Raw genomic sequence first — 10,247 nt, 5'->3', positions numbered from 1 at the left:
CCCCGGTGCGACACCTGCACACCCTTCGGCCGACCCGTCGACCCCGACGTGAAAATCACATACGCCAACTCGTCGAGATCCGTGGCGCGGACCGGCAGCGGCGCGTCCGTCTCGCCGATCTCCTCGACGCGCACCACCTCCACGCCGACCGGGGCGAACCGGTCGGCGTACCGGCCCGAGGTGATCGCGACCCGGGCGCCCGCGTCGGCGAGCATGGCCGCGATGCGACCCGGCGGGTACGACGGATCGACCGGCACGAACGCCGCACCCGCCTTCCACACCCCCACCATCGACGCCACCAACTCCACACCCCGGTCCAGCAGCACACCCACCACCGCACCGGCACCCACACCCCGGGCTGCCAACCAGCGGGCGACCTGCCCGGCCCGGGCGTCCAGCTCCGCGAAGCCGATCCCCGCGCCGCCCGGCACCGACACCGCCTCCGCCGACGGCGTCTCCGCCGCCCGCGCCTCGAACTCGTCCAGCACCGAACGCGACACCGGCGCCACCGCCGACACCCCGTCGGCCAACACCACCGACACCTCACCCGCCGGCAGACACACCACCGACGCGTCACCGTCCACGTCGGCCACCATCGCCTCCAACACCGCCCGGTACATGCCACCGAGGCGGGCGACCTGGGCCATGCCCAGGTGGCGCAGGTTGGCCTCCAGCGTGATGAAGCCGAGGCGGCTGATCACGCCGAGCGGGAACTCGTTGGGGCTGTCGTCGATCGAGTCGGCGTAGTCGATCTCGTCGGTGTCGATCTGGTGGAAGTCGTGGAAGCTGAACCGGACGTCGAGCATCCGGCCGCCGTCGCCCACCTCGCGCTGGAGCACCGGGAGCGGGTACCGGCGGTGCGGCCACGCCTCCAGCTCCGCGGCGAACGTCCGCGCGATCAGCTCCCGCCAGGTACGCGCGCCCGCGTCGTGCACGAACGGCACCGTGTTCAGGTGCATCCCGTAGACGCGGTCGGCGCCGGCGACCTCGGGACGGATGTTGCACACCAGGCCGGTGAAGAACGACTCCGCCCCGGTGAGCTGACTCATCACCTTCAGGTGCGCGGCCAGCATCACCGACTTGAACGGCACGCCGGTCTGGCGGGCCAGCGCCCGCAGGCCCGGCTCCAGGTCGTGCAGCGGCACCCAGTGGTCGTACTGGGCGCCCGCCTCGGCGGTCGGGTCGCCCCAGCCCTCGGGCAGCACGAACCGGTCCCGGCCGGCGACCCGGCCGTGCCAGAAGGCCCGGTCGATCCCCTCGGCGGTGGAGCGCAGCTCGGCGGCGACGGCGTCGGCGAAGCGCACCGGCGGCGCCGGGCGGGGCTCGACCGGCAGCCCGTCGCGGATCCGGTGGTACGCGCCGACCAACTCCATCATCAGCGAGTGGTAGCTCCAGCCGTCCATGATGGGGTGGCACTCGGTGAGGGTGAGCCACCAGCTGCCGTCCGCGCAGACCCGCGCGTGCAGCCGGAACAGCGCCGGCCGGGCGAGGTCGAACATCTCGGCCCGTTCGGCGGCGATGAAGTCGCGCAGCTCCCGCTCCAGGCCGGCCCGGTCGGTGGCGCGCGCCCGGTCCATGCCGACGGGCATCTCGGCGGTGGCGTGCACGAGCTGCATCGGCACGGAGTAGCCGGTCAGGTCGAACGACGTGCGCAGCACCTCGTGCCGGCGCACCAGCAGCGCGGCGGCCTCCCGGAACGCGTCGAGGGAGAACTCGCCGGAGTCGGGGATGCGGTAGGTGGTGGCGTTGAGGTAGTGGTTGTGCTCGTCGGCGAGCATCTCCGCGAGCATGCCGAGCTGCACCTGGGTGCAGGGGTACGCGTCGACGACGCCGTCGGGCAGCGCGGCGCGGTCGGCCTCGCCGATCAGGGCGAACGGCGCGACGGCCGGCTCCTGGGCGGCCGGGGCGGGGCGGCCGGTGAGGAACTCCGCCAGCTCGGCGATGGTGCGCCGCTCGAAGAGGTCGCGCACCTGCACGTCGAGGCCGGCGTTCCGGATGGCCCCGGCGAGCGCCACGGCGCGGATCGAGTCGCCGCCGACGTCGAAGAAGCCGTCCTCGACGCCGACCCGCTCCAGGCCGAGCAGCTCCGCCCAGATCGCGGCGAGCCGCTCCTCCACCTCGGTACGCGGCGCCACGTAGGGCCGGTCGGTGGCGGTCACCGTGCGGTCGGGCGCGGGCAGCGCCCGCTTGTCGAGCTTGCCGTTGACGGTCAGCGGCAGCCGGGCCAGCGGCACGAACGCCGACGGGATCATGTACTCGGGCAGGGTGCGGGCCAGCGCGGCGCGCACCTGCCCCGGCCGGGGCAGCTCCACCTGCTCGTCGACGACCGAGTACGCCACCAGCCGCCGGTCGCCGGGGGTGTCCTCGCGGACGACGACCACGGCCTCGCGTACCCCGGGCAGGGCGGCGATGGCGGCCTCGATCTCGCCCAGCTCGACCCGGTAGCCCCGGATCTTCACCTGGTCGTCGATCCGGCCGACGAACTCCAGGCTGCCGTCGGCGCGCCGGCGGGCCAGGTCGCCGCTGCGGTAGAGCCGGGCGCCGGGCGGCCCGAACGGGTCGGGCACGAACCGCTGGGCGGTCAGCTCGGGCCGGTTCAGGTAGCCCCGGGCCACGCCGGGCCCGCCGACGTGGATCTCGCCGGTGACGCCGACCGGCACGGGGTTGCCGTACGCGTCGAGCAGGTGGATGCTCAGGTCGGCCAGCGGGACGCCGATCGGGTTGGCGGCGCCGGTCAGGTCCTGCGGGCCCACCTCGTAGTAGGTGGCGTGCACCGTGATCTCGGTGATGCCGTAGAGGTTCAGCAGCCGGGGCGCGGCCAGCCCGCGCCGGGCCACCCAGGGGCCGAGGTCGGCGTACTCCAGCTTCTCACCGGCGAAGACGACCGCGCGCAGGGCGAGCCGGTCGATGCGGGGGTCGCCGTCGCGGGCCAGCCCCACCAGGCCGCGGAACGCCGTCGGCGTCTGGTTGAGCACGGTGACCCGCTCCTCGACCAGCAGGTCGAGCAGGTCGCCGGGGGAACGGGTGACCTCGCGGGGCACCACCACGAGCCGGCCGCCGTGCAGCAGGGCGCCCCACAGCTCCCACACGGACACGTCGAAGGCGTACGAGTGGAACAGCGGCCACACGTCGGCGGGGCCGAAGTTCAGGTCGTCCTGGGCCACGGTCATCAGGCGCAGCACGTTGGCGTGGGTCAGGAAGACGCCCTTGGGGCGACCGGTGGACCCGGAGGTGTAGATGACGTAGATCAGGTTCTCGGCGTCGACGGTGACGCCCGGGTCGGTGCCGGGTCGCCCGGCGATCCGCCCGGCGTGCTCGGGGTCGTCGAGCACCACCACCGCGCCGTCGAAGTCGACGAACCGCGCCCGGTGGGCCTCGGTGGTCACCACGATCCGCGCACCGGCGTCGGCGAGCATGAATTCGAGCCGGTCGGCGGGGACGCCCGGCTCCACCGGCAGGTACGCCGCCCCGGACTTCAGCACGCCCAGCAGGGCGGGCACCAGCTCCGCGCCGCGCTCCAGGCAGACCGCGACCAGCCGTTCCGGGCCCGCGCCGAGGGCCCGCAGGTGGTGCGCCAGCCGGTTCGCGGTGGCGTCCAGTTCGGCGTACGTCAGGCGCACCGCGCCGGCCACGACGGCGGTCGCGCCCGCGTGGGCGGCGGCGGTGGCGGCGAAGACGCCGTGCACGGTGCCGGTCACCGGTGCGGCGGGGCGGGCCGGCGCGGGGGTCGCCGCGGCCAGTTCGGCGTCGTCGAGGATGCGCAGCGCGGAGATCCGGGCGTGCGGGTCGGCGCCGACGTGCTCCAGCAGGCGGCCGAGGTGGTCGGCCAGCCGCCGCACCGTGGCCTGGTCGAACAGCGCGGTGGCGTACTCCAGGTGCCCGCGCAGCCGGCCGTCGGCGCCCTCGACGACGTGCAGTTGCAGATCGACCTTGGCGACCCGGGTCGGCGGCCAGAGCGTTTCGGCGGCGAGGCCGGCCGGCCAGGTGCCGCCGGGGGCGTCGTCGCCGAGGGTGAAGGCGACCTGGTAGAGCGGCGTGCGGGAGAGGTCCCGCTCCGGTTCGAGCTCGTCGACCAGCAGCGCGAAGGGCACGTCGGCGTGCGCGAAGGCGTCCCGCACGGTGGCGCGGTTGGCGCGCAGCAGGTCGGCGAAGGTGGGGTCCCCGGTCCAGCTGCCGCGCAGGACGAGGTTGTCGATGCCGTACCCGACGAGGTTGCGCAGCTCGGCGCGGTCACGCACGGACGTCACGCTGCCGACGGGGATGTCGGTGCGGCCGGTGTGGCGCGACAGCAGCGCCTGGAAGGCGGTCAGCAGCGTGACGAAGAGGGTGGTCTCCGCGTCGCGGGCGATCTCGCGCAGCGCGGCGGAGAGGTCGGCGGAGAGCGCGAAGGGCACCGACGCGCCCCGCCAGTCGCGGACGCGGGGCCGCGGCCGGTCGGCGGGCAGCTCCAGCGGGGTGAGGCCGGCGAGCCGGTCGCGCCAGTGCTCCAGGTGCCGCTCCAGCAGGTCGCCGCGCAGCCGGTCGCGCTGCCAGGCGGCGAAGTCGGCGAACTGGACGGCCGGCGGCGTCAGCGGCGACTGCTCGCCCCGCACGTACGCGCCGTACAGCTCGGCCAGGTCACCGAGGAGCACCGCCGTGGAGGGCGCGTCGCAGGCGATGTGGTGCAGCACCAGCACCAGCAGGTGCTCGGCCTCGGCCAGGCGCAGCAGCGTCGCCCGCACCGGCCACTCGGTGGCCAGGTCGAAGCCGGTGGCGGCCAGCTCGGTCATCGCCCCGGTGGCCCGGGCGTCCCGCTCGGCCTCGGCGACCCCGCAGAGGTCGACCAGGGGCAGTTCCTGCGGGCGGGGCTCGTCGACGACCTGCACCGGCGTCAGGTCGGCCATGGCGTACCGGGTGCGCAGGATCTCGTGCCGGGCGATGAGGGCGTCCCACGCCCGGGCCAGCGCGGCCCGGTCCAGCGGTCCGCGCAGCCGCAGCGTCGAGGAGACCAGGTACTCCGGGCTGGTGGGGTCCAGCCGGTTGAGGAACCACATCTGCTGCTGGCCGAAGGAGAGCGGCAGGTCGCCCGAGCGGTCGACGGTCGGGATCCCGGCGCGCCGGCCGGCGGCCCTGCCCGCCAACCGGCGTTGGACGAGCGACTCGCGCAGGTTCGGCTGGTTCGCGGTCGAGGTCATGCCTGGTGCTCCTTGGTCTGCCGCAGGTCTTCGGTCAGGTCGGCGTCGGAAAGCGCGTCCACCTCGGCCCGGATGAGGTCCTCCACCGCGCCCGCCATCGCCTCGACGGTCGGGTGCTCGAAGACGAGCCGGAGCGACACGTCGAGGTCGAACTCCTCCTGGAGGCCGGCGACCAGCCGGCCCGCGAGGACGGAGTGCCCGCCCATGGCGAAGAAGTTGTGCCGTACGCCGACGGGCACGCCCAGCAGGTCGCTCCAGATCGCACAGAGGCGTTCCTCGACGATCGTGCGCGGCGCGACGAGGGCGTCCTCGGCGCCGGCCGCGCCGGTCGACACGGCCCGGGCCAGCAGATCGAGCAGGGCGGCGCGGTCGACCTTGCCGTTGGCGTTGAGGGGGATCTCGGCGACCGGCACGAGCAGGCTGGGGGTCATGTAGTCGGGCAGCAGCCGGGCGCAGTGCGCGGCCAGGTCGGGCGCCTCGCCCCGGTGGAAGGCCACCAGCCGGTCCTCGTGGACGATGACCACGCACTGGGCCACCGCGGGGTGTTCCTCGACGACCGCGCGGATCTCGCCGAGCTCGATGCGGTAGCCGCGCACCTTGACCTGGTCGTCGACGCGGCCGACGAAGTCCATCACCCCGTCGGAACGCATCCGGACCAGGTCACCGCTGCGGTACAGCCGGCTGCCCGGCGGCCCGTACGGGTCGGGCACGAACCTCTCGGCGGTGAGGTCGGGCCGCCCGGCGTAGCCGGTGGCCAGGCACTGCCCGCCGATGTACAGCTCACCGACCACGCCGACCGGCAGCAGCCGCAGCGCGTCGTCGAGCACCCGGACGGTGGTGTTCGCCATCGCCCGGCCGATCGGCACGATGTCGGTGCGCTGCGCCGTCTCGACCGGGTGGGCCGTCATGATGACGGTGGTCTCGGTCGGCCCGTAGCTGTTGGTGAGGCCGCCCGGCCCGAGCCGGTCCAGCCACCGGTTGGCGATCTCCCCGCGCAGCGCCGCCCCCGCCGTCCAGATCAGACCGGAGAGCTGGCCCGCCTGCTCGTCGTCGAGCTGCTCGGTGAGCAGCTCCAGGTGCGGCGGGGTCATGATGAAGCGGTCGAACGGGCCGGCCTTGACGAGCAGTCCGCCCAGCTCGGCGATGTCGAGGGCGGCGGGCAGCAGGGTCACCGACTGCCCCGAGACCAGCGGGCTGAACAGGTTGGGGATGGACAGGTCGAAGGCGATGGTGGTGAACAGCGGTGCGCCGTCGCCCCGCCCCGCGCGGGCACCCCGGTCGCCGAGGGCCTCGGTCTCGACGGCGCAGGCGAGGAAGTTGGTGACCGCCCGGTGCGGCAGCAGCACACCCTTCGGGCGGCCGGTCGAGCCGGAGGTGAACAGCACGTACGCCGTCTCCTCCGGGTCGGTGTCGCGCTCCGGCCGGTCGGTGGGGCCGGCGCAGACCATCAGCCGGTGGGTGTCCACGTGCAGGGTCGGCACGGCGAACCGGGGCGCGTACGCCGCCTGGGTGACGCCCAGCTTCACGCCGGCGGTGGCGAGCATGTGCGCGATCCGCCCGGCCGGGTACGACGGGTCGAGCGGCAGCACGGCCGCTCCGGCCTTCCAGGTGCCGAGGATCGCCGCGACCAGGTCGACGCCCCGGTCGAGCAGGACGGCCACCACCGCGCCCCGGGCGACGCCCGCGTGCCGCAGGTGGTGGGCGAACTGGTTGGCCCGGTCGTCCAGCGCCGCGTAGGTGGTGGTGAGGTCGCCGTGCCGCAGCGCCACCGCGTCGGGCGTGCGGCGGCGCTGGGCCTCGAAGAGGTCGCAGACGGTCTCGGTACGGCGGGGCACGGTGGGCCCGTGCACCTCGTGCAGGAGCAGGTGGCGTTCGCCCGGCGAGAGCAGGTCGAGGTCGTCGAGCGGGGTCCTCGGTTCGGCCACGGCCGCGGCGAGCAGCCGGACGAAGTGCTCGGCCATCCGCCGGACGGTGGGCTCGTCGAACAGGGCGGTGGCGTACTCCAGGCTGCCGGCCAGGGTGCCGTCCGGGCGGGGCCAGACGTGCATGGTGAGGTCGGTCTTGGCGACGCGGGCGGCCCGGCGCAGGGCGTCCAGCAGCGCCTCGTCGTCGGTCGACTGGCCGGTGATGCCGCCCTCCTGGGCGTTGAGCATCACCTGGTAGAGCGGCGTGCGGGAGAGGTCGCGCACGTCGACGAGGTCGTCGACGACCCGCTCGAAGGGCAGGTCCTGGTGGGCGAGGGCGGCCAGGGTGCGCGACCGGACGGCCCGCAGGGCCGCCTCGAACGGCGCGGACGGGTCGAGGGTGCAGCGCACCACGACGGGGTTGAGGAACACCCCGGCGATCTGCTCCGTCTCGGGGGGCCGCCGGCCGGAGGTGGGCGCGCCGACGGCGACGTCCCACTGCCCGCTGTAGCGGGCCAGCAGCGTGGCGAAGCCCGTCAGCATGGTCATGAACGGGGTGGCCGAGCAGCGCCGGCCCAGCGTGGTCAGCTTCTGCGCGAGGTCCGCCGGCACCTCGAACTCGACGTGCGCCCCGCGCGGGTCGCGCTCCGGGGGCCGGGGCCGGTCCAGCGGGAGGGCCAGCTCGGGCACCCCGGTCAGGTGCTCGCGCCAGAAGCCGAGTTCCCGTTCGACCAGCTCGTCGGTGAGGTACCGGTGCTGCCAGGTCGCGTAGTCGGCGTAGTGCACCGTCAGTTCCGGCAGGTCGGGCTCCCGGCCGGCGGCCTCGGCCGCGCAGAGTTCCCGCAGGTCGCGCTCCAGGACGGCGGCGGTACTCGCGTCGGAGGCGATGTGGTGCAGCGCCACGAGCAGCAGGTGGTCCGCTCCGGCCGAGGTGACCAGGGTGGCCCGCCACAGCGGCCCGGTACGCAGGTCGAAGCCCTCGCGCAGCTGCGCGTCGACGAGGTCGACGAGCGGGGCCTCGGCCGCGTCGACGACCGTGAGGTCGACGGGGCCGGGCGCGTCGACGCGCTGGTACGGCTCACCGTCGCGGGTCAGGTAGCGGGTGCGCAGCGCCTCGTGCCGCGCTTCGAGCGCGGTCAGCGCCGCCCGTACGGTGTCGGGCGCCAGCGAGCCGGGCAGGCGCAGGTAGAGCGGCACCACCCACTCGGGGCTGCCCGGGTGCAGCTGGTCCAGCAGCCACAGTCGCCGCTGGGCCGGGGAGAGCGGCAGCGCGCCGGTGCGGGGCACCGGGAGCACCGCCGACGTCGCGGGGGCGTCGTCGGTCAGCAGGGCGGCCTGCGCCTCGACGGTGCTCGCCGCGAGCAGGTCCCGCAGTCCGATCCGCACGCCCGACTCGGCGGCGAGCCGGCTGGCGAGGCGGACGGTCACCAGCGACGACCCGCCGAGCTGGTATAGGTCGTCGTGCACGCCGACGCGGTCGACGCCGAGCAGCTCCTGCCAGAGCCGGGCGACCAGTCGCTCGGCGTCGGTGCGCGGGGCCAGGTAGGCCGTCCGGTCGGCGGTCTCGACCGGCGGCAGCGCCGCCCGGTCCACCTTTCCGCCGGTGGTCAGCGGGAACTCCGCCACGGGCACGAACACGGCCGGCACCAGGGGTTCGGGCAGCCGGTCGGCCAGGAAGGAGCGCAGCTGCGCGGCGGTCAGCGGGTGCCGGCTGGCGACGTACGCGGCCAGCCTGGGGCTGCCGCCGGGTTCGGCGAAGCCGACGACCACCGCCCGCCGGACGTCGGGGTGGGCGGCCAGCGCGGCCTCCACCTCACCCGGCTCGATGCGTACGCCATTGATCTTCAGTTGGTCGTCGGTGCGGCCGACGAACTCCAGGCTCCGGTCCGAGCGCCACCGGACCTGGTCGCCGGTGCGGTAGAGCCGCGCGCCGGGCGGCCCGTACTCGTCCGGGACGAACCGCTCGGCGGTCAGGTCGGGGCGGCCGAGGTAGCCGCGGCCGAGCCCGGCCCCGCCCACGTACAGGTCGCCGACCACGCCGATCGGCACCGGCCGCCGGTTGGCGTCCAGCACCTGGAGGCGGAGGTTGTCCAGCGGCCGGCCGATCGGCACCGGGCCGGTGCGCTGGGCCAGGTCGACCTGCTGGGCGGTGACGTCGATGGCGCACTCGGTCGGGCCGTAGGTGTTCCAGACCCGCACCCCGGGCACCGCCGCCAGCCGCTGACACAGCTCGGCGTGCAGCGGCTCACCGGCGGAGAAGACCAGCCGCAGCGAGGTGCACCTCGGCCAGTCCGGCTCCTCCGTCACCAAATGCAGCACCGACGGGACGCCCTGGAGCACGGTCGCCGACGTCCGGATGACCGCCGCCACCAGGGCGGCCGGATCGCGTTCGGCGCCGTCCGGGGCGAGCGCCACGCTCGCCCCGCAGATCAGCGGGGCGAAGAACTCCCAGCCGGCCGCGTCGAAGCTCACGGCCGTCTTCTGCAACACCCGGTCCGCCGGCGACAGGCCGTGCTGCCGGACCGTCCAGGCCACCCGGTTGCCGATGGCACCGTGGGTGACGACCACGCCCTTGGGGCGCCCGGTCGAGCCGGAGGTGTAGATGACGTACGCGGCGTTGTCGGGGTCGATCCGTACCGGCGGCGCGGTGTCCGGCCCGGCCTCGATCCGGGACCGGTCGGCGTCCAGGCAGACCACGTGGGACGGCCCGGTCAGCCCGTCGTCGCGCAGGTCGGTCTGGGTGAGCACGACGTCCACCCCGGTGTCGGCGACGATCCACCGACGCCGGTCCACCGGGTGCGCCGGGTCCAGCGGCAGGTACGCGCCGCCGGCCCGCCACACCCCGAGCAGGGCGACCACGAGGTCGACGCCCCGACGCAGGTACACGCCGACCGTCGACTCCGGACCGACGCCCAGCCCGACCAGGTGCCGGGCGAGCTGGTTGGCGCGCCGGTCCAGCTCGGCGTAGCCGACCCGTACGTCGCCGGCCAGCACCGCGGTCGCGTCGGGCGTCGCCGCGGCCTGGCGGGCGATCAGGTCCGGCAGGACGACGGGATCGGCCGTGCCCGCTCCGGCGGCCGGCGGGGTGGACAGAGGGGTGCTCATCGGGGTGCTCCTCCGGGGTGGGGGTCGGTCGCGGACGGCCGGGGGGTCACGCCTGCCGGAAGGC

The 10,247-nt window shown here is 75.0% G+C and carries 2 protein-coding genes; both read right to left on the bottom strand.

Translation table 11 applies throughout. The features are described 5' to 3' along the window. On the bottom strand, positions 1–5,174 hold a 5,174-nt coding region (locus tag AC5L34_RS16500; protein ID WP_494825756.1), incomplete at its 3' end, for an amino acid adenylation domain-containing protein. Next, complete coding sequence (locus AC5L34_RS16495; RefSeq protein ID WP_441175799.1) at positions 5,171–10,183, bottom strand: non-ribosomal peptide synthetase; 5,013 nt, start codon at positions 10,181–10,183, stop codon at positions 5,171–5,173. The genes AC5L34_RS16500 and AC5L34_RS16495, both read right to left, overlap by 4 nt. Between the last annotated feature and the right edge of the window lie 64 nt (positions 10,184–10,247).

The organism is Micromonospora sp. ZG13 (assembly GCF_059359355.1).
This window is presented reverse-complemented; position numbering and strand designations above follow the sequence as displayed.